The sequence below is a fragment of the Paenibacillus xinjiangensis genome, assembly GCF_059686975.1.
The window spans coordinates 90356-115800 of sequence record NZ_JCAALS010000019.1; the positions used below are offsets into that span (position 1 = coordinate 90356).

Consider the following 25445-nt stretch of genomic DNA (forward strand, 5'->3'; position numbering starts at 1 on the left):
AAACCTTAGTTATTTTTAAAGTTCCATTTAATATAAAGTGTTCAATGTCTCACGTGTAAACGGAAGTAATTCTTCTGATCGTCCATCTCGGATCTTAATTACCCATTCAGGGTCAGCCAATAATGCGCGACCCACCGCTATCAAATCGAATTCTTCACGTTCTAATCTCTCGATTAAATCGCCCATCTTGTTGGCTTTGCCATTAGCTTCTTCCCCGGTAGCAAAGAAATCCACGAAATCAGCGCCCTCAAGGCCGACAGATCCAACTGTAATTGTTGGTTTTCCTGTCAATTTTTTTATCCATCCTGAGAGATTCAATTCAGATCCTTCAAATGCAGGTTCCCAATAGCGACGAATAGAGGCATGAAAGATGTCAACGCCTGCATCAACTAATGGCGTTAAGAAACGTTTTAATTGTTCTGGAGTTTCTACTAATTTTGCTGTATATGCATCATATTTCCACTGTGAGATTCGTAGCACAATTGGAAAATCTGGTCCAACAACACGTCGGCAAGCTGCGATTACCTCACTAGCAAAGCGAGTACGATTGACCATGTCGCCACCGTATTCATCGGTACGCGAGTTTGTTTTTTCCCAGAAGAATTGATCCATTAAAAATCCATGTGCCGCCATAATCTCAATACCATCAAAACCAACTTTTTTAGCATTGGCTGCTGCCTGCTCGAAGGCTTCAACCAATTCCAAAATTTCTTTTTTAGAGTAATCATTGACGTTACCGCGTGCACCCATGTGCCATATTTGCGAGAAGATTTTACCACCGATTTCGTGGACACCATCAACTACTTTTGACCATCCGTTTAGCGCATCTTCTCCGTATAAGTGTGGTACGTCCTCCTGCCATGCCGGCACCTCGGATGCAACATCAGGATGGTTGATAAATGTACCCTCTGTCAGAATAAGTCCAACACCATTTTCAGCTCTACGGCGATAATACGCAGCGACATCCTCCCCTGGCACTCCATTTGGAGAAAAGTTTCGAGTCATTGGTGCCATCACAATACGATTAGATAGTTTGAGATTTCCCATTTCGAATGGTTGAAAAAGAACTGCAACAGATTGATTATCCATAAAAACCTCCAAGTTTTATCACTGAATATGTTTTTTGTAATGTTGACGTTCGTATTTTACCGACAATTAAAAACAAATCGGTCTTTACATATAATTTTGTAAAAAATTCTTCCATCAATAACATTACTTGAACTCGAATCCCTGATGCTCCAACATTCTTCTCACTTCAGGATAATAAATGTGGTTATAAAAGGAGGATATTTCTTGACTCCAACCTCTGGTTTCTTTTCCATTTGTACGTTTATCCATGTAGTTAGAGATCGTTTGATCATATTCTTTAATAAGGCCTTCTAAGTTGGTATCGTACCGTTCTTTATGCCAAATTGCCTTTTGAGGTAAACGAGGCTTCTTCGCAGAGAAATCAGCTGGATGTCCAACAACAAGTCCGCTTACAGGAAATACATATTCAGGAAGCCCGAGTAACTCAATTAATTCAAGCGGCTGGTTTCTCACTCCTCCAATCGGCACAATACCTAGTTCTAATGATTCTGCTACTGCAATCGCATTGCCCATCGCCAGTCCAACATCAGTTGATCCTACTAAGATGGACTCCATACTTTCGGTAATAACCAAGCGTTCTTCATTCTGTTCGGCAGTAAGTTTCGCTCTAAAAAAATCAGCACAAAACAATAGGAACACAGGAGCTTGTGCTACCCACGGCTGGTTTCCAGTCAGCTCAGTAATTTTTTCTTTGGTTTGTCGATCCTCGATACTTATGACAGTCACTTGCTGCCCATTGATAGAGGATGGAGCTGCTTGCACAGAATTCATGATTAGTGTCAGTTCTTGCTCGCTGACTGGCTGTTCCGTATAACTACGGATAGATCGGTGATTCATTAAGATTTCGTATAGCTCATTCTTATTCATTGTCCCTTACCTTTCTTTGGTTATAATTAGTATCTATATTGATACGAAATAGCGAAAAATCCCTTATGAACGTTTGTTATATACCTCAACAGCACTTTGCAGAAAATGTTCAATCTCTTCGCGTGATTTACGAAGCTTGTTTACATATCGAGTAAGCTCTTTACCGTCGACATAGGCTACAAAGCTTGGAATACCCATAATATTTTGTTCTTCACTTACAGTACCTACTTGATCTACATCCACTTCGATGAGATCCAGATCATTCGCAAATTTTTCTTCAACTTCAGGCATGAATGGATCAATGAATTTGCAGTCGGGGCACCAGTCTGCTTTGAAAACAGCAACTGTAATTTTGGGGGAACGGATAGCTGTATCAAATTCGGCTTTAGAGGTAACTTTTTTCATTTTAATATCTCCTTTTTTTTAATGGATGGTTACCATTCCATTTGATTTTGTTCAATATAGTTACTTGTCAGATCATCTCCAGCATCAATCGATACCTTGCCTTCGGTACCTACCGGCACGCCTGCTTTGACAAGCAGCTGACCAATGTGGCATTTTTCTTCTGCTTGTAGGAATAATGCTTCGACGACAGCGATATCTTCCTTGGATGCATTTGAGGATAAAACAACATGCGGACGATGTATAATGCTCAGTTGTACCCCTCTAGCTGTGTTCCCTTCTGTGTCCATAAAGAACCCAGCAACGGGTACTTTCTTGCGATCTAACATGTAAGCTAGGGTCAGAGCATAACAAGCAATGGCAGAGGACATCAGAAGTTGTTGTGGGTTAGCACCTTCGCCACTTCCCCCTTTAGGAACAGGGATAGCAACTTGGGTGAGTAAATTGTCGCTTTTAATGCGACCAAATCCTTTCGCGTCTTTGAACCAAACCGTATTCATAACCATTTTTTGATCCGGCATTCTAATATGCTCCTTTCCCCACGTTATTAAATATTTTCTAAAGAATCGATAAACTTTTCGCTATCCATGGCCGCCATAGCTCCAGATCCTGCTGCAGTAATAGCTTGACGATACCGACTATCCTGCACATCTCCACAAGCAAACACACCTGAAATATTTGTCATTGATGTGCCGGGTACTGTGACGATATAGCCGTTCTCATCCGTCTCAATTTGACCATTTAAAAAGTCCGTATTCGGATGATGGCCGATGGCTACAAATACACCATGTGCGTTTAGGATTTCCTCTTCGCCGGAGACATTGTTCCGGACTTTCAATCCTGTCACTCCACGCTCTTCCGCAACAACTTCAAGCGGAGTTTTGCTTAAAGCCCACTCAATTTTAGGGTTTGAACGAGCGCGATCTTGCATAATTTTTGAGGCTCTCAGTTCTTCTCGACGATGCACCAGAGTAACTTTAGAAGCGAATCGTGTTAGAAAGTTGGCCTCTTCCAATGCAGTGTCGCCTCCGCCCACTACAATAAGTTCCTTATTTCGAAAGAAGAATCCATCACAAGTGGCACAAGTACTCACGCCCCGGCCTACATTTTCTGTTTCACCTGGTATTCCTAAATATTTCGCACTGGCACCAGTTGAAATGATCAGAGTTTCAGTAATGATTAAACCTTTGCCCTCAACTTCCAATGTAAACGGTCGTTTTTCCAAATCTACTGTCTTTACCCAACCGTTAAGAAATGTAGCCCCGAATCGTTCCGCTTGTTTACGCATATTATCCATTAATTCGGGGCCCATGATGCCTTCTGGAAATCCAGGATAATTCTCGATTTCAGTTGTTGTTGTAAGCTGTCCTCCTGGTTCAAGTCCTTCAATGACGAGCGGATTCATATTAGCACGAGCCAGGTAGATCGCTGCGGTCAGTCCAGCTGGACCAGTTCCGACTATAACAGATTTATACATATTCTATCCCTCCCAATTTGAGTGTTTATACAGTTGCGTATAACAAAATTTAATATTCAATTGAATAATTGAATTATAGCATTGGAATATCTGTTCGTCAACACCTCCATAGAACTACAAATGAGACACGGATTGTTAAGTCCATAATTCAAAATAATCTTTTCAATATTCAAGCATTACAAGTAGAGATGAGATTCTGCCACGATTGGAACGTCTCAAGTAATAGCTTGCCAGTCACCCACGACGATACCGCGGGCATTGGTCATAAATAAATCGCCTTGCTTTTAATCGTATCGAACTAGTTGAGCAAGTTCCCATGAAGAACTGCTTTCGCAGTACCTGCAGCCTGCGCCCCTAGAGTGGAGACGAAATCCCCTGAAATGCACAAGATTTGTCCCCTTAAATCACATAATCCATTCAGATGGGGCTTAACTAGTCCTTGCTATCTTGCGTTTATGAGGATAGATGAAATAAAACGGATTTCTCTTTAACTTTTTAAATAATGTATTCCTATAAATTTTATCAAATTATCCTTTTGACTTGACTGCACTTGGGATGCTCATGTTAAAATTTTAATATTCAATTGAATGACCAAGAGTTCGATTTCGTGAGTAAAATCAATATTTGAGTAAGTATCTAATTTCCTCATTACGATTCTTCAGATATGGATTATAGTTTAAAGCGTGTTCTAAGGCTTCTGCTATTCATGAATTGAAATTGGGGATTCCCGTTTTATAATACGACAAGAATAGAGGTTGACAATAATGGAAGAAATGCTGAACTCAGCGAAAACTTTTAAGGAAGATCTTTATAAACAATTGGCTAGAATCGGAAAATGTTTATCCAGTGATAAACGTCTTGAGATTTTAAACCTGCTATCCAATGGTTCTAGAACGGTAGAAAAAATAGCTACCTGTACAGACATGAATATTGCGAATGTATCCCGGCACCTTCAAGTTCTGCTTGATGCAAAACTGGTTAAATTCACGAAAAAAGGAACATATGTGATCTATTCTTTGGCTGATCCAGAAATCATCGAATTCCTTTCCTCTTTATGGCGAATTAGTGAAAAACAGATTCCTGACATTAGTAGAATGAAAGATGATTTCCTAAACAATCTTAATGACGTTCAAACGCTTACGATGGATGAGATTAGGGAGAAAATTAATAATGATTCAATAATTTTGGTGGATTTACGTCCTAGAGAAGAGTATGACATGGATCATATTGCGGGAGCAATTTCGATGCCGATGGAGGAGTTAGATGTATTGATAAGAGAAATTCCGAAAAACACAGAAATCATCGCATATTGTAGAGGTCCACTGTGTGTCTACTCCGCACTGGCAACACAGAAATTACAATCTGAAGGCTTTACGGCTTATCGCATGGAAGAGGGCTTGAATGAGTGGCAAGAACATTTTCAATTACACTAAGCTGACTTCAAAGAACAGATAAGAACAAATATATTTCTCCAATCCTTAACTAAAAAGACTTCAAGGCCAATATAACTAGGCTCTGAAGTCCTTTTTAGTTAAAATAAACTTAAAGCAAAAAAAATAATTCATCTTCATTCTTTTCGAGCAATGGGTATCGCCTCACGCGATACAAAGTGGACACCTCGTTCGCAGAATTCGTCGTACTTGCCATAATCGAGATAGCCGCGGTCCATTAAGTATGTCGCATCCGTTTCGTCAATCTGGACGTCCATCTGTTCATGATCTGCTTGCTGAGCGGTTGTGATCACGGCTTTGTCCGGATAGACAATGCTCGGCTCTGCGAAGGTGACGCTTCGGAAGCGCCATTCCTCAACGAGCTTCGAAGAGACCTTCCCCATCTCCAAGAACAAATCCAATGGACTCGCCTACCCATTTTCCCAGATCAATTGATGTACCGTATGCCTAACCTTTTTCTGTAGCTCTTTGTCTATTCACACAAACTACGTCCCTTCATTCTCAAAAAACATAATTACGCCACTGATTGGGGAAAACGTTCCTTCACTTCCTATCATGCTCGCCTTAAGTTTCAATGTGAAGTTTTATGCAACGCTACTGATTTGCACTGTAATTTATGTAATGCATTTAATGTCAAGCATAAAAAAAGCATGCTCCGAATGTCTTCCTTTTCTTCTTTGTGGCTGCTTAGGAAACATGATATGCTTTCTCTTAAGAGGTGGTTAGAATGGCGAATATTCAAGAAATTGCTCGCTTAGCGGGAGTATCCACAGCAACTGTATCACGAGTAATTATAAACGCGGCTACGTAAGTGATTTAACGAGACAAAGAGTTTTAGGAATTGTTGAGGAGCTTGATTATGTCCCCAATGCTAATGCGATCTCTCTAAAAAAAGGTGAAACCCGTCAGATTGGAATAATAATGACTCAATCATGGGACGAGTATCCGTCAGGACACTGAAATTAATCGTCGCTTGTATTTCTTTCGGTCCGCCTGTAAACGTACCTTTGACTGTGTTAGGTCCTTTCAAAAAGTCCATCGCTGACAATTCTAATTGATCACTGGAACCTGCCACAATGATTAGCTCGCTGTCTTGACCCAACCCGTTTATCAGAGAGGAAATCGCCTTCGCGTTAGGTGCAGTTGCCAAGATGACTTTCGCACCGCCTAATGCTTGTAATGCCTCAGCCGGATCTTCTTTGGCCGAATCAATATAGTGATGGGCTCCAAGTTCACGTGCGAGAGCTTCTTTATCATTTCCTCGAGAAATAGCCACGGTGCGAAATCCGGCTTTGCTTGCAAATTGAACGGCAAGATGCCCCAGTCCACCAACCCCTTGAATCGCCAACAAATCACCAGGACGAGCTTTACTATTTTTGATGGCACTAAAGGTTGTTTCTCCAGCACACATTAGTGGGGCAGCTTCCATCACCGAAATTTCATTTGGAATTCTGGACAAGCTATCTTCATAAGCAACCATGTACTCCGCATATCCACCGTCTATTGTTAATCCGGTTACATGGCTATGTCCCCCATTCCATCCAATGCCAACACGTTCTCCGATTTTCCATTTTGATGCGCCGGCTCCAAGCTCATCAACGATTCCTATCACTTCATGTCCAGGAATGCGGGGATATGCTGACGCACCACCGCCCATGGCCATTGAATCTCCGTTACAAACGCCACAAGCTTCAACGCGGAGCAATACTTGCCCTTCTAACGGCTGCGGAACCGGCACCTCAACTAACTTCATTTTTTCTCCTGTAGCTGGAATTTGCATGGCTTTCATTTTCTTCATGAATAAACCTCCATATTTTTAAAATGAAGGAACTTCATTAGTATAGTTTAAATTAATTCAAGCATTCAATTAATTAATTGAATGATTGAATTAATTATTTTCATTACGGATAGATTCGTTGAAACTTCTTGTTAGTTTGTTGTTGTACAAATATATTATTCATTGTATTTTTGTTATCTGATTGATGATTTTTGAGACTGCAATTTCAGCTGACTGAAGTGCACCTTCAAGATGTCCCCCAAATTCTGTATTTGTTTCTGTTCCAGCAAAAGCAATTTTATTTTTCCATTCCCCAGATACAAGTATAGGTCCGTAATGTGGAAAATTTTGAAGTGGAATACGATCTGCGGATATAGTCGTATCGACATCCGCAGACCAATCTTTATAAATAATAGTCCTTACTTTTATTGCTGACGGGCCGAAAAGCCTAATCAACTGTTCCTTCACTTGCTCTAAAACCTCCTTTTCCCCTAACTGTTTGCGGACCTCCGGAGGCATGCCAAAGAAACCAAATAATGCACCCGAGCCTGTTTTGGGAGATGCATCATGAATTTCCCGCAGAGGCCCTACCCAACTCGATGCGAAACCTGAAAGTCCATCTTTTCTCCAAAAAGGCTCATCATAAACAGCTACAGCCTTGGCTTGTCCAGCCATCCAGGTTGGTTTGTTGATAAGGTTTAAGTTCGTTTCAGGAGGGAATGAAGGAATAAAAGTAATCTGTTGTGCAATAATTCGAGGCGGTAATGCTAGAATAACAGCACGAGCGATAAACTCTTTTGTTTGTCCATCTGCAAGTTCTGTGGTTATCGTGATGGAGTTTTGATCGTTTAATTTTATTGTCTTCACACGTGTTTCTAAATCAAAGATTTCAAGTGGCAACTTACTAGCTAATGCATCTATTAAAGATTGTACGCCACCTGAAAATCGCAATGATCTCTCCATGGAGTGATCCGGGAGGATATGGCGTTCAGGCGCTTGGTTCTCATACCGCTCAAATAACATTGCCCCTTCGGTGTGCTGAACGAAAGTTTCGAGGTGTAGCTCTTGAACGAGTTTGGTGATCGTACGCTCATATTGCGGCCAGAACCAAGTGGGTCCAAGATCAAATTGACCCAGTTCAGGTTTGTCGGGACTGGTGGTACTTAAAATCCTACCACCAATCCTTTTGCGAGCCTCCAAAATCTTACATCCAATACCTTGTGCTGTGAGTAAGTTAGCAGCTCGCAGGCCACTTAAACCAGCACCAATAATAATCACGGAATTCTTCATTCTTTTCTCCATCGGATTAAATAGTTTTATTTTCATGTTGATATTACCATAGAATTCATACCGCACTGTACAACTGTTCTAATCGTGCTTCTAATTGTTCAAACTGAACAAACCGTCCTTCACGAAGATATTCCTTTTGCTCAAAATATAAGATGATCACGGGAACTGTAAAAATCAATAATTTTCCTGCAACCGCCTCTACCTGACTAGCATCTATATGCGCAAGTTTTATTTCTGGATAGTTGGTAAGTAATTCTTTTAATTTGGGATAAATTGCATGACATACATTACAATCATCTTGAGATATATATAGCATACTTAATCGGTTATTTTGGATAAACATATCAATTTCATTCACCGAAGTTATTTCTTGGACATTTATCATTAATCTCCCGCCTTACTGTATGTTATTCGGAACTGAGATCCTATCATATGCAATATTGTCCTAATTTACTTTGCTGACTCCATTCAATAGATTGAGAAACTGGACCTACTAATAAATATAAATCATGAAATCCCTGTTTTCGTAGAATACGTACCGCTTTTTTTCCTTTAAAAAATTGATCCGTCAATATAATTACGCTATCTTTTGGAGACAAATCTTTTCCCCAAACAAAAGGCAATCGTCCTAGGGAAATATTGATGGATTCCGGAACATGCTCTTTTTCAAAATCGTAACTATCTCTAATGTCAAGCCATTTAATAGTATCGGGCACCTGGATTGGGTTTGATTTTAAAGATAACATGGTTACACTGCGAAGGAAGCGGAAATGTTGAATTAGCCAGTAAATTAGCAAAAAAACTAATATCAAAGCATACATAATCATTTGTTATCCCAGTCTGAAACTAGACTAAAGAACTTCCGTTTTTGTCTGGTCGTGATTGCTGTTAATTTCAAAGGTTTATCCCCTTTGGATTTTTTGGATTTTCCATTTATATCTACTCCATTCTGTAATGTATTATTAAGTGAAATCCTTAAAATCAATTGAAGTTGAATTTAATGATTAATTTTCGGTATGATCGATTCTCTTCATTCTCCATCGTAAACATTCCACTCTCGGGCTCCTTCTTCTATTCGATATGCTGTGAAGCCCAGTTTTTGAATGTAATCAACAGCTTGAGCTGCAAGAGAACAATAGGTACCACGACAGTATGCAGCAACTTCTACATCCGCTTTATTTATTGTTTTTAGGTATTCTTCCAGCTGCTCTAAGGGTACAGAAATAGCACCTGGGATATGAGATGTTTCATACTCCTCAACTGGTCGAAGATCAATGAGAACTATGTTATCCTGCTTCATTTTAACCATTAGGTCATTTTTTGTGATAGTTTGAACACCTTCGTACTGCCTTTTCAATTCATCCTTAATCAGTTTTATGTCAGCGAGTCTGTCCTCGCACAAATTCCATAAAGAGGACAAAAAATGAGTTACAGATGAGTCACTAATATTATATATAACAAAAGTACCTTTCTTGTGAAATTTAACTAACTTCGCTTCTAGCAAAATCTGTAAGTGACGGGATACATTCGCAACACTCATACCAGTTTGAGAAGCCAAACTTTCAACAGATTTTGGTCCGTTTGATAAGAGATCCATAATCTCAAGTCTTTTGTCACTGGATAAACATTTCCCAATTCGAGCGAATTGCTGATACAGACGTTCTTTAATATCTGATTTGGAAGATGTAATTTCCATTAGAACCCTCCTCTCTTTGTAGCGCTACCTTATAATTCCGGTTATACCTTCTGCATTCGAATTACTTACAAGTATGTCCAAGTATAAATTAGCGATTCAATATTTAATTTCCGAACTAGCTCAAGAATGCTTAAATAATTATGTTGAAAAGAACGACGGTTCAGATGAATCCCAATCCGTCGTTCTCTTTACATATTTTCAATAATTAAAAATGAATTTGTTGATCACTCTGTTAATTGAGTAATCCTAGAATCTTTACTTTAAGAGCTTGTTTTTGATTGACCCCTACCATTGTCTCAGCCAATTTACCATCTTTAAATAAGAGTAGCGTAGGAATACTTCTAACTCCAAATTGTTGAGCCAATTCGATTTCTTCATCAACGTTGACTTTGGCTATTGTTGCTTGTCCAGCTAAATCATCAGCTAGCTCATTTATGATTGGAAGTTGCACTTGACAAGGTGGACACCACGGTGCCCAAAAATCGACTAATGTCACTCCGGTGTTAATATTCGACTCAAAATTCTGTTTTGTTAAAGATACTGCTCCCATAAATAGAATCCCCCTCAATTAATTTATCAAATATTCAATGGATTAATTGAATTATACTTTTGAAATCAGATTAAGTCAACCTCCTCAATCAGGTCTGGTCAAATTTCTTGAAGTATTACTTAGATGTGGAACGTCATAATCTGCAGAATTCATACATCGCTCACCAATTACCAACGTTTTAGCATCTATACTTCTGAAGGACTCGTAAGTTTCACGTATTAAGCATTGTTTTCAGTAGAACAACCGTATGCCCTTCTCCAAGAATGGTTTGCCAGTGCGAACAAGATTTTGACCGCACGATTGCAGTGGATCTGAAAGGCGTCTTCCTGATGATGAAATATGAAATAGAAACGATGCTGAAGCTCGGCGGCGGCACCATAGTAAATACCGAATCCGTTGCAGAGGATTGAACTGAGATCCATGGCACCTTACGTGGAAGCCAAGAAATGGAGTCGTGGAGTTGACCAAAGCGGCGGCGATCGAAAGGGGGACGTGTGAACGGGATTGAACCCGGACTGACAGAGACTCTGATGATTAAAGATTGGCTGGATGACCCGGAATACTGCCAAACCGTCATTGGCAATATTCCCCCAGGGCGAGTACCCAACCGGAAGAAATTGCGGAGATGGTGATCTTCTTATCCTCTCTCCGGCGGCAGGCTTCGCTGCAGGTCAAAACTTCGCGGTGGATGACGGACAGAGCGCACATTAATTGAAACATATTAAAAAAACAAAGAGTTCTCCTTTCTAACGAAGCTTCCCGATAAGCTGTATAACCAGACCCTTCGTCAGACTGCACGGATTAGCCTTGGCGGCAGCAAATCAGAGTTGAGTTGTCCAACGAATTTGGTGAACAGCCGTTATCTATCGGCGGAGCCACACTCGGTTTGACCGAAAGCGGTGCGAAGGTTGTTGAAGGATCAGTAAGGGGGTAACTTTCAGCAGGAATTGCTCCACAGTGATTCCTGTGGAGCAACTATTCTAAGCGATCTGGTTGACCTGGAGGTCGACCAGCTCAGTATGGTCAGCATCAGTTTGTTTCTGTCCGAAGAGACCGTACCGACAACTTACCATTGGGACACCCGCCAGACGGCCTATATCACTGCCGGGAACCATGTAGCGGACACCGATTTACTGCGGATGCCATTACGGATGTAAGTATGTATATCAAACGGATATTAGTGGCTACGCAGATGAATGCAGGAACCATTGTGGCATAAGGGACTCCATTACCGATGGGCTGCAAGAGAACAGTTTTGGCAGAACCCAACACAGGAAAAAAGAGAAAGCTACAGAAGTGCATTTGCCTCTATAATGATTAAGAACCAAGATGTTGACGGCACGAAAGATAACTTGGTTTCTCCGAAAACAAGTAGGAAACTGATGGAACCAAGCCGCACCCAAACTTCACTCCAATTCGTTCAAACCCATCTTCTCCAGGTTCTTCAAATAGGGGATGTGATAGTCCCGTTACTTGCCCCATCAAGTGCTGCAGCAATGGGGATTGCACTTGGCGTGTTTCTTAAACGAGGGACAAAGAACTGTAAGCTTTAAGTGGCTCAAGTTCTAGTAACATATGCCGAGAAGATTTTAAATACGCTCAACGGAGCTAGAGCCGCAGTAGGAAGCAGTTCCATTCCTTCTGGTCCTCTGGCTATCGGTTCCATGGAAATAACGGCAGCTGTCCGGCTCCCTTCAGTTTTCACACAATATCATTTAAAATATCCGAATGTAGATTTTTCTTTAATTACAGGTCCCACAGAAAAGCTACTTCATGGAGTCCTTCATTATAAATTGCATGGAGCTTTTGTTTCCGGCCCTATTGAACACCCTGATCTAACGCAAGACAAAGTTATAGAAGAGAAGGTTGTTCTTGTAACATCACCAAAACATCCTTTAATTCAGTCAATCCATGATATACAAAATCATATGATGCTAGTTTTCCCTAAAGGATGTTCATACCGCACGAAGCTTAACACTTTGTTTCAAGAAGAAGAATTGTTACCTGTGAAATTAATGGAATTTGGAAATCTTGTAACGATCATTGCTTGTGTCAGTGCAGGAGGCTCATATCGGTTAAACACCCTTATTGTGGACACTGCACCTCTTATTCGACATTGATCAAAGAATTGCTTTAAATTGCTTCCATTTTCTTCAAATTGAACCGCGCTAGACTTTAACTTGCTTGGGTTTCACAGTCCCATCCTTAAGCGCCTTCATATATTCGTATGGAGAGAAGTCGTAGATGCTGCCATGCAGACGAATGCGGTTGTAATCTTGAATAAACTGACTAACGATCTCATAGGCCTGTGGATAGGACTCAAATTCATGGCGACGATAGCACTCAAGTTCTATGATGGCATGATAGGATTCAATATGAGCGTTTTTATTTGGTGTTTTAGGCGGAATACGTTCGTGGATCATGACAAACTCCGTACATGCCTCTTCAAATCGATGGCTGATAAACTGTGGGCCGTTATCGGAACGTATGACAGGCTTATCTGTTTGATTAAAGAGCTGGCGCTTCATGAGCGCATCCTGCGTGATCTGAACGAGATGTTTGGCTTCACAGGTCAGTCCAATATGATAGGCGACTATGGCACGATCAAACACGTCAATAATGCTCATAAGGAAGAAGAATCGCTGCTCACCATGGATCCATCCATATTTAATATCAACCTCCCACAACTGATTTGAGCCGGTTATTAGGCGATTATTTGCCAGTCGCTTGGGATACTTTATGTTGATTTTGCGCTGTGGACGAAGCACTTCCATGAGCTTGCACAGTCGGTATACTTTCTTCTTGTTGATCTTCAGCGTATAACGTCTTCTAAGAAGCACCGCAAGCTTACGATAACCGTACGCTGCGCCTTCTCCTGCCAGGAATTCAGTGATCCATTCACAAATCTGTTCATCGCTAACGGGCTCGCCGTCTTGTCTATAAGAATAACCAGGTGCGGGGCGACCGACCCTATGGATGGTTTTTGCTTCTTGCTGATCTCTGCTTATATGTGCATAATACGAGGATCGTTCGACCTCCAATACGCGCAGCACCAAGCTGATGTTATGACCTTGTCCGATATATTTCTGGGCAATCACTATTTTAACCGCAAGTGCGGGTTCGTTTTTTTTAGTAGGTCTTTGAGAATGTCCCTCTCTAAGGCTTGCTCCGCAAAGAGCTTCTTCAGTTTTTCATTCTCTTTCTCTAATTGTGCATAGTCTTCTGCGGTAGGAATAAACTTGGATTGCTTGACACTGTTCCCGTCTAACTGATCCAGATCCTTACGGTTAAAATCTCTGGCCCACCTGAGAACCATCTTAGGGTCGAGTTCATGTTGACGCGCTACCGCCGTCATATTGCCAATCTCTTTCCCCTTGGCTACAACCATTTTCTTGAAGTTTAAGTCGTACTGTTTCTTCTTCATATCTCGTTCCCCTCCGCTTGATTTCATTGTATCTAAGTAAGGGGTGTACTGTCCAAGTCTAAATAGGGGCTAAATAGATATTCTTGTCATCCAACAGTGTCAGACACTTTATATCTCTCTTTAAGATGCCCAAATAATAAGTTCAACCTTTGTTGGTGGAAAATGGAAGGTATCTTCCTTTAGCAAACATATTCTCACTCGAAGTCTGTTTGTTAAAGTTAGAATCAACAGCAACGGTGTTTCACATCGATTTATCTCTCTTTATAGCAATCTAGTACTTTTCGATATTCTATTTCACTATGTGTTGGAATAGCTCGAAGATCGAGTATAAAGTTATCGTTAATTGAAGTATTCTCGGAGTGAATTAAACTAATCTCCCGTTGAGAAGACGGCAGCCGATCGTCTGGCCGGCTGCCGTCTTGTCGTGATCGAGCTATAGGTACCCATTAGCGAAATGAATGGATCGGTTTCACCGCTTTACTGCTTCTGCTTTTCCTTCACCCATTCCTTGTACTCCGGAAGTGTGTATTCATCCGTCTTCACAACCGTCCATTGATTATCCTGATAGGTCAAATAGACTTCCATTAGGAACTCCCAACCAGCTTCCTCGAAATCCGTTGCCACATATGTCATTTTCCCGTGAACAAGCACCATCACTTCATGCTCACTGATGGTCTCTACTTTAATCCAATCGTTGCTTTCGATATCGAAATTAGCATCGAGGTAGTCAGTCCCCGCCAAGGATTCCAGCTCAAACTGCTCCACATTGATCCCCTTAATGCGGTCAATCTTCGTCTGCAGCAGGGGTACCGCTCCCACAGTCGGTTCATATCTTGATGCAGGGCGGCTTGCGTGCGGTAGTACATATATTCTCGTATCGGTTTCGTGTACTTCACCCAATCTGACGGCTCTAAATCTATGGGCTGAGACTCTTTGGCACGGATAGGCGCGAAGACTGTTCTGAAGATCCTGCCCGTTGTAGTGCCTGCCTCTACCTTATCCAAATATTGGTTGTTTGTCATATCGACGGATACTTCGCTAAACTTCCTCTATGAAGAATCACTTTCCTCTTAAATACTCACGTTTTCTTAGATTTTGACCAAGTAGTTCTTCTTAGTAGATAACTATCAAATGGATGGAAGTTATAGACGAAGAAATTTATGGGACTGGTTTTGGCGCAAAACTCACCTACCCAAACCACTATCTGTTAAAATGGAAACTTAGGTAAAGTATGGTTGCGCCTTTGGATCTCCACATAAGCTCATGGTGCTTAACCCTCCCACATCTCACAGAGTCTACGCTCCCACATTCCTTCATTCAACCTATCCATGAGGTGGAGGTCAGATATGCTGCCGGACAGGATCTTCGTCCGTATGTTAGTTCTGTTCCGACTCATCCGTGCTTCTTGTTATCTAACTTTGGTTTAGGTCATCAACTCGAATAACGTACAGTTAAGCTGCTTGAGGTAATTCTCCGTATCGAGGAATGTCCTGGATCATCTTCTTTTCACTAAACTCATGTCCCTTCTTCAGTATGCCGAACAGGATCCGTATGAGTTTATTACATAACGCGATGAGGGATTGCATCTTTTTCAATGGATTTACTGGCCGTTTGGTGTAATACTCGTGCAAGGTCCGAAAGGCTGCATTCTTAGCCACTAACGGCATCATTACTCTAAAAAGTAAGGCACGAAGGCGTTTTCTGCCTCTCTTCGTTATCTTGGTCTGTCCTGTATGTGTACCAGATGAATTTGTTTTCAAATTCAATCCAGCGAGCTTCGTAATCTGTTTGGGATGACGGTACTGGCTAATGTCACCTACTTCAGCAAGGAACCCTGCGATCGTGTCTCTCCCAATCCCTTTAATCGCCAGCAATTGCTGCACATGAGGAATTTGTATGAGTAACTCATCCAATCTTGCTGCTAACTCTTCGAGTTTGTTATGAAGCCATTCGTACTGGGTAAGCAAGAGCTTAAGCTCCATTTTCGCTAACTCTGAGCCTTCTCTTATACCCACTGAACGGCTTGCTTCTTCCTTAAGATTCTTGATCCTACCAAGACCAAGTCCTCGCTTTGCAACTGTCCTCAGGTGCTGCAGCAAGGTTTCATCCGACACATGGACAAGCTCATGCGGCAGTAAATAGAGGCTAAGCATTTGGATGGCAGACTTGCATTCCCAATCCTTAAATACCTTTAGAAACTCTGGAAAGTACCGATCTAGCCAGTTATGGACTCGTGCTTGGACCACACAAAGGTCAGTCGTCAGGTGCTCGCGAATTTTCGTCGCTTCCCTCAGTTCTGCATAAATGCCTTGAGGAATGCTTGGTACGGCGTATCTCCCGTCTTTGACCAGTTGTGCAATGACTTTCGCATCCTTGATGTCATTTTTCGTAGGCGAATTGTCATCCAGCTCTTTTGCTATGACGGAAGAAGAAATCATCACAGCTGTCGAAGTAACACCGGGAACCAGCGATGATGGCAAACAGTTACCTGCTCTGCTGGTACAAACGAAGGCAAACGGGATTGAAGTCGAAGAAATCATTGCAGACACGGCATACTCTGGCAAAGACAATCTGGAAGTCATGAAAAAAGAAACGATCCAGCCTGTGGTTCCACTAAATCCCGTTGTTCACTCAGGAGGCCAGCGTCAAGAGGGATTTGACTACAACAAGGACGCTCATTTTGTGGTCTGCCCCGCAGGCGAGCACAGCACTCGCAAAGCGATTCAAGGCAGTAAAAAGCCGCTCGCTTGTATTCTATTTTGACGTAGAGAAATGCAAAGCATGTCCATTGCGGGATGGCTGCTACAAACCGGAATCTAAGAGCAAAACCTATTCCATTCGAATCATTGCAGAGCACTTCAAAGAGCAAATCGAGTTCGAACTAAGCGATACGTTCAAAGAACGGATTAAGCGCAGGCCGATCATTGAGCATAAGAACGCAGAGATGAAGAGATTCCACGGAATGGCTACAGCCAAATACCGAGGTCTATTTCGTATGCGAATACAGGCCTATCTCACCGCATTTGTTGTAAATGTGAAACGAATGGTTAGGCTAATCGAGCAAGAGCAGCCCATCCTCTAACGAGGAACGAGCTGCTCTTTTTGTTTTTCAATTACTTTTACCAACTCAGAGTACTTATTTCCTTGAAATCGAGGATTTTGCAGGGCTCTCTATTATGCGACTTCAGTTGTATATATGTGCTTGTCTTCCGACACGAACCGGGAGACAATCGTCCATCGTGTCTCTATCTCTGAAGATTAACAAACACTTGTTATTCTAACTGATTTACAAAATTAGTCCCCTAAGCGCTAGTATGCTCCCATCCATATTCGTACCCCATGAATTTACATGTAAATCGTCTGGCTTTGAATAATTCGCACCCTTGAACAAAGCTGAGATCAGGATCTATCGGATGACAAGAATATGAGCCGATTAATTACTGGTATTATCCCCTACAAGTAGACACTCAAAAAAAACCTTATGCTATCATGAGGAAAAAGAGTGAACTTGGAGGGGATTTTTTATGGCTAAAAAAGGGCAGGTATTTCAACAATACACGGAAGATTTCAAGATGGCAGCGGTGAAGGATTATCTTGAGGGATCAGGCAGCTACAAAGTGGTGGCAGATAGGCTAGGGATTCGGAACTGCACCCAACTCAAAATGTGGGTGAGGAAGAACAAGGAAAGAGTGGCTTTCGATACACGCAAGGGCACATCTAGCCCAATAAAAGGGCGTCCCCGTACGACTTTTGTCTCTATTGAAGAAGAACGAGACTATCTAAAAGCACAGGTGGATTACTTAAAAAAGCGTTATCCAAATCTGGTAAAGGAGAACATCTCAGTCAGCAAGACAACTACGAAGTAATTGAAGACCTACGCGACTTACATGGCGTCACCCTTCTGTTAGCTATTGCAGGGATACCTAGAGCCAGTTACTACAAGTGGCGAACCACTAGGTCTGTGAGGACCGAATTGCATGCGCGAGATCAGGAGATAAAGGAACATATGATGGCCATTCATTTGGCACATCCCTATTTTGACTATCCTCGAATGATCATTGCCTTGCGAGAGGCAGGGTACCGTGTCAATCACAAAAAGGTATGGCGTATCATGAAAGAGTTATCCATCCAGTCGGTCATTCGAAAGAAAAGAAAACGTTCCAGTTATACAGCATCTATCCTATATCCTAACCGTTTGAAACGTGAATTTCATGCCGTAGGGCCACAGCAAAAGCTGGTTACAGATATTACCTATATCTCAGATGGCACACGATTTCATTACCTGTCAGTCATACAGGATCTGTTCAATAATGAGATTGTGGCTTGGAAATTATCTGCGCGAAACGATGTCAATCTAGTACTGGATACGATTGAGCAGTGGACACGCAAAAGAGACGTCTCGGAAGCCGTGCTCCATTCAGATCAGGGCTTCCAGTACACGTCTCAAGCGTACAACACACGATTAGAAGCATTTAACGTCAAGGGCAGCCACTCTCGCAAAGCAACCTGCCTAGATAACGCGTGCATCGAATCCTTCTTTTCGCATCTCAAAACGGAGAAGTTGTATCTTCAACAGTGTAATTCAGAAGCGGAGATACATCAAGCGGTTGAGGAATATATCTACTTTTACAATTACCAGAGATTTCAAGCAAAACTCAAACAGCGCGCCCCGATTGAGTTTCGGCACGCGCTGGCAGCATAGCTTTTTTATACTGTCTACTTGACAGGGGTATGACCATACCGCGTTAATCGCGGTTTTTTTATTTTATCGGTACATATTCTTGTCAAAACTAATTGTCAAGAATATATACCGATTCCCAACTGAGGCCAAGAATGTGTGCCGATTGCCGATAGCATTTTTAGTTGTACCCCATTTTTAAGCATTACTGTTCAATAGATAATATTAATGTCTGTATAACATTGATTTTTTATTTCAGCCTATCCCTAGCCCTTCTGCGATTCCAATTCTTTCAACGTAGGATAATCAGTATACCCCTTGCTTCCGATGCCGAAGAATGTTGAAGGATCTGCTTCATTCAATGGAGCTCCTAATTTAAGTCGTTCAACTAAATCCGGATTAGCTAATGACCATACACCGACGGGAACCATCTCAGCCAGTCCATTATCAAGATCGATACTTAAATCTTCTAGAGCTCGTCCAGCACGATTAACTAACAAAGGATTCTTCCAGATTGAACGAATGTCTTGGAGCAGTTCTTCGTTTCCAAGATGCATGATATGGAGGTAAGCTAAATCCAACTGAACTAATTCTTTTGCAAGATAACGATAAAGTTCAGGACCTTGTTCACCATCTTGTATCCCACCAAGAGGTGTCCCTGGTGAGATCCGGAACCCTGTTCTTTCTGCTCCAATTTCTTCTACGATGGCTTTCGTTACTTCAATTGCGAAGCGAGTTCGATTTTCTATAGATCCCCCATATTCATCCGTACGTGTATTCGAATTTTCTCCGATAAATTGATTAATCAAATAACCATTGGCCCCATGAATTTCAACGCCATCCGCGCCTGCTTTTATAGCCGCAGCAGCTGCTTTTCGGAAATCGGCAATGGTCGTTTGAATATCCTCGATACTTAACTCACGCGGAACGGGGATATCCTGCATACCTTTAGCAGTAAATATTTGTACACCTGGTGCTATTGCAGATGGCGCAACAGGTTGACGATGATGTGGGGTATTGTCTGGGTGCGACATACGACCGGCATGCATTAATTGGATATACACATATCCACCTGCTTCATGCACCGCATTGGTAACCTTTTTCCATCCTTCAATATGCTTATCCGTATATATTCCAGGTGACCATAAGTACCCTTGACCATCATCAGAAGGCTGTGTACCTTCTGTAATAAGGAGTCCCATTGACGCTCGTTGAGCATAGTAAAGGGCTGTTAATTCTCCAGGTGTACCATCCTCATTCGATCTACTACGTGTCATTGGTGCCATTGCCAAACGATGAGGTAATTCCAAATTCCCAATTTTTGTTTTACTCCATAATTTTTCCATTTCTTAACACTCCTCTTTAAAATTCGTTACCAGTTGTGTGGTGTTTGTTGTTGCCGATTGGTAGATATTTTGGACGAATTACTTTATTATCCGTTTATATTAGGATAGATGTGAATATATCGCAGGTACTCCACCGGCAAGAATACTTTGGATATAACGGCTCGCATCGTCCGCAACAATTTCAAAGCTGTCGGATTCTATACCATCGATAGCAATTTTTGCGATGTCCGTAGGGTTGGACTTGGGAACTTCTAATCCCGATGTCATATCTGTCTCCATATAACCCACATGCAATCCAGCTACTCGCACATTTTGAGGATATAGATTTAAACGTAGATCGTTCGTCAATGCCCACTCTGCTGCCTTTGCAGCCGAATAAGCGCCAACAGTTCCCGAGCTAAACCATGATAATACAGACAGAATATTAAGAATCGAGCCTCCGCCATTGTTTGCTAGGATCGGTGCAAAAGTGCGAACCATGGAAAGTGTGCCAAAGAAATGCGTGTTAAACTCCAATTGGATTTGGTCAAGTTCACCGTCAAGTAAGGAAGCACCTGTAGAGGATCCTGCATTGTTGATTAAAAGTGTAGTATCCTTAGCAATCGTAGCGGCTAAAGCTACATCTTGAGAGTTCGTAATATCAAGCTTGACAGGTATTACACCGGGAATATCAATGCTCTCTGGATTTCTTGCTCCAGCATAAACCTTAGCCCCTCTGGATAGAAGTTCAAGCGTGAGCTCTCGGCCAAGGCCTCTGTTCGCACCGGTGACAAAAGCGATTTGTTCAGAAATTTTCATTTTAGGTTGCTCCTTCTATTATGTGGTTGGGTACAACAATGAATGTTTTTCCTCTTAAAAATACGAAATTATGAATTCCTAAAAATATTAGGCGGAGGGAAATCCACAAATACTGAAACGATCGTTCTATAGCGAGTATAAGAATGTTTAATTCATGAAGAGATCTTTGTTAACTCACCATACTAGAACGAACATTCTAAAAATATATAAAGAATGATGTTCACTTATGACCTCCCATACTCAATATAACATATTGAGAACGATCAGTAAAGAATGAAAAACTATAATGCTAATCCAGTTATTATCATAAGCAATGAAACGATCTAAAGTTCAAGTAATTCTTGGCAATCCGTAAGAGATATAAGCTTAGCTTACTTCGTATTAACTTGCTTAAGAATCATCTGACCCCAAGTATGCGTGATAAAATCCGGGGCAAACTTCATTGAAAAGCGCATAGCTTTGGTAAAACCTGCGTTCACGCGCAGTTTATTTCCCAACATCCCTTTAATACCAATATTAACAAGCTTTGTTAGAGGTAAAGAGATTAATTTATTCGGAAATCCTTCATCATAAGTGTCCGTGAGATTGGTTTCAGAAATAACTGGTGGACAAAGCTCCATCACATGAATATTTTTTCCTTTGTAACGGATTTGCTCACGTAATGCATCACTGAACATGTGTATGCCAGCCTTCGTTGCAGAATAAGTCGGTGCGTTGGCAACTGTAATATTAGCAAGTAGTGAGGTAACGTTAACAATCATTGCCTCTCTTTGTTTGGCTAGCAGTGGCAACAAAGCCTTGGTCACATATATTGTACCAATCAAGTTTGTGTTGATTTCTGCAGTAAGATACTCGTAGGTAATACTTTCATCAAATAAGTCAAACTCGTGTATAATACCAGCATTATTAAAAACAATATCCAGTTTTGGATAGTGTTTAGCTAGTTCTTTGGCAAGATGCTCAACGCTTATAGGATCACTAACATCAGCTACCATCCCAACGAGCCCGGGATTGTTCTTTACTGCTTGATCAATGCGTTTTTGTGAGCGCCCCGTGATGATCACTGTATTTCCCATCTCAAGAAAACGTTTGGCAAAAGCAAAGCCAATTCCAGACGTGCCGCCTGTCACCAATATCGTTCTATTTTTCAATTTCATTCTTCATCATCTACTTTCAATATGACTTTCCCTTGACTATGGCCCGTTGCAATCTTAGTAATTGCGTCATTCACTTGATCAAAGGGGTACTCAGAATCAATCACCGGCTTACATTTTTCTTTTTCAAGATACTGTGTGAAAGCTGCTAATTGCTGGCCACTTGGTTGAACGTATATGAAGTCATAACTTTTCTTATGCCATTTTGCAAGCCCATCAAAAGGCGATCCCAGTAAACTGAAAAGAATCTTCTTCGCCGTTGACAAGTCCGCGCTTCGATTAGCGAAACGGGCATTGGGACCAGCTTTTAACGACAATAATTTGCCACCGGGCTTCAGTATCTTAATTTGTTTACTAATTTCACTGGCGCCCCGGGTATCAATAACATAATCATAGCCTCTCAGTATGTCAGTATAGTCCTGCGTTTCATAGTCGATAAACTCGTCTGCCCCGAGTCGATTGGCCAAAGCTCGCGCTGGTCCACTACCACTAACGGTCACAAACAGTCCTTGTGACTTCGCGTAAGGAATTGCAATCTGACCAAAGCCCCCCGTACCTCCAGAAATAAATAATTTATTGCCTTGCTGAGCACCTGAAATATCTAGTGCCTGGATGATCGTCAAAGCAGACAATGGCACGGCCGCTGCTTCTTTAAAGGAAAGATTAGCTGGCATCTTAGCCACAAACGAAGAATTTACTGCGACATATTCAGCAAACGCTCCCATTGTATCTAGCGGTGGCATGGTGTACACGAGATCACCTATCTTAAAATTTTGGACACCGCTGCCGACTTCAACCACAACTCCAGCCAACTCGTTGCCTAGAGTCAATGGAAAGTTGTAATGATCAAACAACTTAACTTTTCCTGTAATCGCCAAGACAAGGTGTGGATCAACACCGGCTGCCTTAGTCTTGATCAGAACCTGAGTTGATGTGATTGATGGAACATCGACTGAGTTGATTTTCACTTCCAGTATTTTGGAATATCTAGAAATTTGTGCAGCCTTCATTTGGGGGCTCTCCTTAAAATCGGATAATGACTTTTCCTTTAGGATGACCTGTAGCAACAAGCTTCAGTGCTTCATTAATATCTTCAATGTGGAATTCTGTCGGGTCCACCGTTGGTACAATCCCGTTATCTTCAATAATTTTGGTGATTTTCTTTAATTGTTCACCATCACTGCGAACAAAAATGAAATGATATTGAATATTCTTTTTCTTCGCTTTGTAATCATACTTAGCCCCAGCAATGGTGAAGAGCTTTTGTTTCCAACCTGACAAGCCTAGATTTTGGGCAAACCGTTTGTTAGGACCGGTTCGCAGAGAAAGAAGGCGACCTCCTGCTTTAATAATTGAAAGTTCATGATTAAATTCGCTTGGTCCCAAGGTATCAATCACATAATCAACATCACTAAGTTGTTCCCAATAGTTCTCAGTCGTGTAATCAATGTATCGGTCTGCTCCAGCCGCCATAGTCCGTTCACGCGCTTGCGGATTTCCACTGACGATGACCTCGAGCCCCATGCTTCTGGCAATAGGAATGGCCATTTGGCCAAATGACCCAGAACCTCCGGGGATAAACACAGTTTCGCCAGATTTGGCTGCTAATTCTTCATGCAAACCTTGATAGGCAGTCAAACCGGTTAATGGTGCAGCAGCCCCAGTTACAAAATCAAGATTAGAGGGTAAATGTCCGATAGCATCCACATTAATTGCCGCATATTCCGCAAAAGCACCAATTTTTTGTAATGGTAGGCGTGAATAAATGGCATCGCCAACGTTGAACCCCTGAACCTTCTTTCCGACTTTCTCAATAACACCCGTCAGTTCGTTTCCGAGTATCAAAGGGAACTCATAATCCTGAATCAGCTTCACGCTCCCAGTACCGATGAGTAATTCTAAATGATTAACCGCCGCCGCTTTCACCTTTACCAAGACTTCGTTATCATTTATTTCTGGGACTGGAATATCATTAATTTCTACTATGAACTTTTTTGAATATTTGGTAATCTGTGCTGCTTTCATAATTAATGACCTCCTATGCACTGAATAAAAAATAAGTAACATTTGTTTGATTTTGTAACTTACATAACAAGCATAATGCCGAAGGTTACAAAAGTCAACAATTGTTACTCGTCCGTCTTTGTGTTAACATATAGGTAAATGTACAAGCAGATATTAAAGAATTTTTATCAGAAAGAAGGGTTGGCAGCACGGTGTTACGCGGGTGCTTGAAGGCAAATGATTTGCTTGAAAATCCCTATAGTCACCTGCCAAATTTCATGGCTAAAATCACACAAGAAGTCATTATTGAAACAGCAGAAGCGTTAATTGAACGCACTAATAAATCCGAAGTGACGCTCTCACAAATTGCGGATGAATTAAATATCACCCATGCAGCGCTTTATAAACACTTTAAAAATAAGCAAGAGCTCTGGGCAGCCGTGTCTAAGAGCTGGTTCAACCGGATGATTTCAGAACAAATTAAATTAGATATGAATAATTTGATCAATGCACAGGACTTGCTCCACGATTGGCTCTGGGCATTTGCTAACGCAAAAAAACGCGCGTATAACGAGAATCCACAGATGTTCGCCTTGAATACACAATACGTTGATAGCAATCCACAGGTATTACGCGACGTACTATGGGATTCCTACCAAATTATTGACGGATTCATGGACTATCACGATCCGAATCTAGAACGGGCAGAGGCGATCTTATCTGCGTTTGCGGTGTTTAGCCTCCCATCCTTCAAAGAATCCTGGAATTTACCAGACTACCAAGACAGGTTCGAACGCATCTGGAGTTTAATCAAACATGGGCTTTGAATCATTCTTCTAGTTGGCTTTTCAACACTGTGGCAATGGGAAGCGGAATACGGGGATCACAACTGCTGATTATAGGTCATCAAGTACTCGAAGTTCCTTCATCGGCAATAAGTGAAAAAGCTGAGTCCATACCTTACCTGGACTCAGCTTTTTTATAACTTATTATATTTAATGGAATCAGTTATTGATTTGTACTTCAATGGCTGTTTTGTTTTTTCTAGTATTTAATTTATTCATTAACCCATTGAGTAAATGTTTTGCTGGTCTGCCTGAAACACTCCAGCGCTTTCCGTATTTGAAAGACTTCTCGTTGAGCTTAACGTGCCAAATCAGAAATAAATACACATTTGTTCTGATGGCCGTTCCTGTTGTAAAGGATTCGTAGGCGGCTGCACAGATGGGGTGTATTCGACAAGGCGCAGGTTAGTTAGTACCACGATCTGATCGCACTTCGATTCCCTCCTTCCCATCTAAGACAACCTCTTCAACCGTCGTTCTCTTTTGTGCCCAGTGAAGTTCTCGATATTTCTTCATCAGCAATCGGTACATATTCTTGGATCGAATCTATGTTGCGTTAAACTGCCAGTTAGCGTAATAACTCGTGTTCTTTTTTTG

General features: G+C 41.5%; 28 protein-coding genes and 4 pseudogenes. 11 read left to right on the forward strand and 21 right to left on the reverse strand.

From position 1 onward, the window contains the following. Positions 1-27 precede the first annotated feature (27 nt). The 5 genes from AC6ESP_RS19005 to trxB all read right to left on the reverse strand — a co-directional run bounded on the left by AC6ESP_RS19005 (position 28) and on the right by trxB (position 3835). Positions 28-1089 (reverse strand): NADH:flavin oxidoreductase, encoded by a 1062-nt coding sequence (locus tag AC6ESP_RS19005; protein WP_497098308.1) that lies wholly within the window; start codon positions 1087-1089, stop codon positions 28-30. Positions 1090-1212: 123 nt separating this feature from the next. Next, on the reverse strand, positions 1213-1956 hold the full coding sequence (locus AC6ESP_RS19010) for an NADPH-dependent oxidoreductase (RefSeq protein ID WP_497098309.1): 744 nt from the start codon (positions 1954-1956) through the stop codon (positions 1213-1215). A gap of 63 nt (positions 1957-2019) precedes the next feature. Next, positions 2020-2361, reverse strand: a complete 342-nt coding sequence (locus tag AC6ESP_RS19015; protein WP_497098310.1) for a thioredoxin family protein — start codon at positions 2359-2361, stop codon at positions 2020-2022. Positions 2362-2390: 29 nt separating this feature from the next. After that, complete coding sequence (locus tag AC6ESP_RS19020; RefSeq protein ID WP_497098311.1) at positions 2391-2879, reverse strand: OsmC family protein; 489 nt, start codon at positions 2877-2879, stop codon at positions 2391-2393. Positions 2880-2905: 26 nt separating this feature from the next. Beyond that, a complete protein-coding gene (trxB, locus tag AC6ESP_RS19025; RefSeq protein ID WP_497098312.1) occupies positions 2906-3835 on the reverse strand; it encodes a thioredoxin-disulfide reductase in 930 nt (309 codons plus the stop codon). A gap of 764 nt (positions 3836-4599) precedes the next feature. Here trxB and AC6ESP_RS19030 point away from each other — a divergent pair. Beyond that, positions 4600-5268: an ArsR/SmtB family transcription factor gene (locus tag AC6ESP_RS19030; protein WP_497098313.1), complete on the forward strand. Its 669-nt coding sequence runs from the start codon at positions 4600-4602 to the stop codon at positions 5266-5268. 134 nt (positions 5269-5402) lie between these two features. Here the strand turns inward: AC6ESP_RS19030 and AC6ESP_RS19035 are convergent, their stop codons facing one another. Next, positions 5403-5669: a transposase gene (locus AC6ESP_RS19035; RefSeq protein WP_497098314.1), complete on the reverse strand. Its 267-nt coding sequence runs from the start codon at positions 5667-5669 to the stop codon at positions 5403-5405. 344 nt (positions 5670-6013) lie between these two features. Here AC6ESP_RS19035 and AC6ESP_RS19040 point away from each other — a divergent pair. Further along, a pseudogene (locus AC6ESP_RS19040) lies at positions 6014-6225 on the forward strand (LacI family DNA-binding transcriptional regulator); the annotation flags it as partial. Here AC6ESP_RS19040 and AC6ESP_RS19045 read toward each other — a convergent pair. The 6 genes from AC6ESP_RS19045 to trxA all read right to left on the reverse strand — a co-directional run bounded on the left by AC6ESP_RS19045 (position 6158) and on the right by trxA (position 10599). Beyond that, positions 6158-7084: a zinc-binding dehydrogenase gene (locus tag AC6ESP_RS19045; protein WP_497098315.1), complete on the reverse strand. Its 927-nt coding sequence runs from the start codon at positions 7082-7084 to the stop codon at positions 6158-6160. The pseudogene AC6ESP_RS19040 and the gene AC6ESP_RS19045 sit on opposite strands and share 68 nt — an antisense overlap. 159 nt (positions 7085-7243) lie before the next feature. Further along, positions 7244-8353: a flavin monoamine oxidase family protein gene (locus tag AC6ESP_RS19050; RefSeq protein WP_497098360.1), complete on the reverse strand. Its 1110-nt coding sequence runs from the start codon at positions 8351-8353 to the stop codon at positions 7244-7246. 55 nt (positions 8354-8408) lie between these two features. Beyond that, the gene (locus AC6ESP_RS19055; RefSeq protein WP_497098316.1) at positions 8409-8711 is read right to left on the reverse strand and encodes a thioredoxin family protein; all 303 of its coding nucleotides are present in this window, start codon (positions 8709-8711) and stop codon (positions 8409-8411) included. 70 nt (positions 8712-8781) lie between these two features. Next, on the reverse strand, positions 8782-9180 hold the full coding sequence (locus AC6ESP_RS19060) for a rhodanese-like domain-containing protein (RefSeq protein WP_497098317.1): 399 nt from the start codon (positions 9178-9180) through the stop codon (positions 8782-8784). A gap of 203 nt (positions 9181-9383) precedes the next feature. Further along, complete coding sequence (locus AC6ESP_RS19065) at positions 9384-10049, reverse strand: ArsR/SmtB family transcription factor (RefSeq protein WP_497098318.1); 666 nt, start codon at positions 10047-10049, stop codon at positions 9384-9386. A gap of 232 nt (positions 10050-10281) precedes the next feature. Next, on the reverse strand, positions 10282-10599 hold the full coding sequence (gene trxA / locus AC6ESP_RS19070; protein ID WP_497098319.1) for a thioredoxin: 318 nt from the start codon (positions 10597-10599) through the stop codon (positions 10282-10284). 263 nt (positions 10600-10862) lie between these two features. On the opposite strand from trxA, the gene AC6ESP_RS19075 reads away from it, so the two are divergent. From AC6ESP_RS19075 to AC6ESP_RS19095, 5 genes are all read left to right on the forward strand, one after another. After that, entirely contained in the window at positions 10863-11009 is a 147-nt protein-coding gene (locus tag AC6ESP_RS19075; RefSeq protein ID WP_497098320.1) for an SDR family NAD(P)-dependent oxidoreductase, read from the forward strand. 139 nt (positions 11010-11148) lie between these two features. Beyond that, entirely contained in the window at positions 11149-11310 is a 162-nt protein-coding gene (locus AC6ESP_RS19080; protein ID WP_497098321.1) for a hypothetical protein, read from the forward strand. A 236-nt stretch (positions 11311-11546) separates the two neighbouring features. Beyond that, the gene (locus AC6ESP_RS19085) at positions 11547-11756 is read left to right on the forward strand and encodes a hypothetical protein (RefSeq protein ID WP_497098322.1); all 210 of its coding nucleotides are present in this window, start codon (positions 11547-11549) and stop codon (positions 11754-11756) included. Positions 11757-11912: 156 nt separating this feature from the next. Continuing rightward, complete coding sequence (locus AC6ESP_RS19090; RefSeq protein ID WP_497098323.1) at positions 11913-12152, forward strand: hypothetical protein; 240 nt, start codon at positions 11913-11915, stop codon at positions 12150-12152. Continuing rightward, on the forward strand, positions 12153-12719 hold the full coding sequence (locus tag AC6ESP_RS19095) for a LysR substrate-binding domain-containing protein (RefSeq protein ID WP_497098324.1): 567 nt from the start codon (positions 12153-12155) through the stop codon (positions 12717-12719). 48 nt (positions 12720-12767) lie between these two features. Here AC6ESP_RS19095 and AC6ESP_RS19100 read toward each other — a convergent pair whose 3' ends face one another. The 4 genes and pseudogenes from AC6ESP_RS19100 to AC6ESP_RS19115 all read right to left on the reverse strand — a co-directional run. Next, positions 12768-13697 carry an IS3 family transposase gene (locus AC6ESP_RS19100; protein WP_497098325.1) on the reverse strand — a complete coding sequence of 310 codons (930 nt, stop codon included), beginning with the start codon at positions 13695-13697 and terminating at the stop codon, positions 12768-12770. Then, entirely contained in the window at positions 13697-14023 is a 327-nt protein-coding gene (locus AC6ESP_RS19105; protein WP_497098326.1) for a transposase, read from the reverse strand. The genes AC6ESP_RS19100 and AC6ESP_RS19105 overlap by 1 nt, the downstream gene beginning before the upstream one ends. Before the next feature lie 477 nt (positions 14024-14500). Continuing rightward, on the reverse strand, positions 14501-14923 hold the full coding sequence (locus AC6ESP_RS19110) for a hypothetical protein (RefSeq protein WP_497098327.1): 423 nt from the start codon (positions 14921-14923) through the stop codon (positions 14501-14503). Positions 14924-15474: 551 nt separating this feature from the next. Next, positions 15475-16440 (reverse strand): annotated as a pseudogene (locus tag AC6ESP_RS19115) (IS110 family RNA-guided transposase); the annotation flags it as partial. Here AC6ESP_RS19115 and AC6ESP_RS19120 point away from each other — a divergent pair. From AC6ESP_RS19120 to AC6ESP_RS19130, 3 genes and pseudogenes are all read left to right on the forward strand, one after another. Continuing rightward, positions 16439-17105 (forward strand): annotated as a pseudogene (locus AC6ESP_RS19120) (transposase); the annotation flags it as partial. The pseudogenes AC6ESP_RS19115 and AC6ESP_RS19120 sit on opposite strands and share 2 nt — an antisense overlap. Before the next feature lie 442 nt (positions 17106-17547). Continuing rightward, on the forward strand, positions 17548-17889 hold the full coding sequence (locus tag AC6ESP_RS19125) for a transposase (protein WP_497098328.1): 342 nt from the start codon (positions 17548-17550) through the stop codon (positions 17887-17889). Further along, positions 17883-18725, forward strand: a pseudogene (locus tag AC6ESP_RS19130) (IS3 family transposase); the annotation flags it as partial. The gene AC6ESP_RS19125 and the pseudogene AC6ESP_RS19130, both read left to right, overlap by 7 nt. A gap of 242 nt (positions 18726-18967) precedes the next feature. Here AC6ESP_RS19130 and AC6ESP_RS19135 read toward each other — a convergent pair. From AC6ESP_RS19135 to AC6ESP_RS19155, 5 genes are all read right to left on the reverse strand, one after another. Next, entirely contained in the window at positions 18968-20047 is a 1080-nt protein-coding gene (locus AC6ESP_RS19135; protein WP_497098329.1) for an alkene reductase, read from the reverse strand. 99 nt (positions 20048-20146) lie between these two features. Then, a complete protein-coding gene (locus AC6ESP_RS19140) occupies positions 20147-20845 on the reverse strand; it encodes an SDR family oxidoreductase (protein WP_497098330.1) in 699 nt (232 codons plus the stop codon). Positions 20846-21216: 371 nt separating this feature from the next. Next, entirely contained in the window at positions 21217-22002 is a 786-nt protein-coding gene (locus AC6ESP_RS19145) for an SDR family oxidoreductase (protein WP_497098331.1), read from the reverse strand. Next, entirely contained in the window at positions 21999-23009 is a 1011-nt protein-coding gene (locus tag AC6ESP_RS19150) for an NADP-dependent oxidoreductase (RefSeq protein WP_497098332.1), read from the reverse strand. The genes AC6ESP_RS19145 and AC6ESP_RS19150 overlap by 4 nt, the downstream gene beginning before the upstream one ends. Positions 23010-23022: 13 nt before the next feature. Further along, the gene (locus AC6ESP_RS19155; protein ID WP_497098333.1) at positions 23023-24024 is read right to left on the reverse strand and encodes an NADP-dependent oxidoreductase; all 1002 of its coding nucleotides are present in this window, start codon (positions 24022-24024) and stop codon (positions 23023-23025) included. Positions 24025-24230: 206 nt separating this feature from the next. Between AC6ESP_RS19155 and AC6ESP_RS19160 the strand changes: the two genes are divergently transcribed. Further along, complete coding sequence (locus AC6ESP_RS19160) at positions 24231-24830, forward strand: TetR/AcrR family transcriptional regulator (protein ID WP_497098334.1); 600 nt, start codon at positions 24231-24233, stop codon at positions 24828-24830. Positions 24831-25445: the final 615 nt, after the last annotated feature.